This window comes from Streptomyces chryseus, assembly GCF_014650755.1.
GTDB classification, from domain to species: Bacteria; Actinomycetota; Actinomycetes; order Streptomycetales; family Streptomycetaceae; genus Streptomyces; species Streptomyces chryseus.
The window spans coordinates 1-911 of the sequence record NZ_BMVO01000080.1; the positions used below are offsets into that span (position 1 = coordinate 1).

The following is a 911-nucleotide window of genomic DNA, read 5'->3' on the forward strand; positions in this document are numbered from 1 at the left end:
CGCTCTCGGTGCACGAACAGCAGCTGATTCCCGGCCTGCTTGGCCGGCTCGAGCCGGGAATGCTGCTGATGGCCGACCGCGGTATCACCGGATTCGAGCTGTGGCAGGCCGCCTCGGGTACGGGAGCGGACCTGTTGTGGCGCGTCCGCAAGAACATCGTGCTTCCGGTCCTTGAAGCCTTCGACGACGGCTCCTATCTGTCCGAGATCGCGGCCACCGACGACCGCGCCCGTCGTGATCCGGCCCGGGTGAGGGTCATCGAGTACACCCTCGGCCGCGAGGGCGACGACACGGTCTACAGGCTGATCACGACCATCTGCGACCCGAAGGAGGCCTCCGCCACCGACCTGGCGGTCCTCTACCACCAGCGGTGGGAGATCGAGAACACCCTGGACGAGATCAAAACCCACCAGGGCGGACACCGTCTCGTCCTCCGCTCGCAATACCCCGACGGCGTTGAGCAGGAAATCTACGGCTTTCTTCTCGTCCACCACGCACTTCGGGACGTCATGCACGCAACGGCTCACCAAGCCGGCCTGGACCCCGACCGGCTGTCCTTCACTCGCACTCTTCGCATCGCCCGCCGCCACGTCACCGACCAGGCGGCACTTTCCCCCCTCACGACTCCGGCAGGCCCTGACCCACACCACCCGTGAGCTGCTGGAACGCCTCCTGCCACCCCGCAGACAACGCTCCAACCCCCGCGTCATCAAACGCAAGATGGCCAACTGGCACCTCAAACACACCCACCACCGCAACCCTCCCCGACCACCAACTCCCACCGTCACACTGGTCCCACCCACCAAACCAACCAGCAGACGCCAGAAAACTGCCTAAATCACCGGTATTGGCCCTAAGACTTGTCCCGTAACTGCTGGTCAGGGGTGAGATGATCTTGGCGTGTCTGGTGT

Annotated in this window: 1 protein-coding gene; it reads left to right on the forward strand. The window is 64.5% G+C overall.

What is annotated here, in order from left to right; all coding sequences use genetic code 11:
- Positions 1-656, forward strand: a 656-nt coding sequence (locus IE185_RS32845) for an IS4 family transposase (RefSeq protein ID WP_189716579.1), incomplete at its 5' end; no start/stop codon positions are given.
- Positions 657-911: the final 255 nt, after the last annotated feature.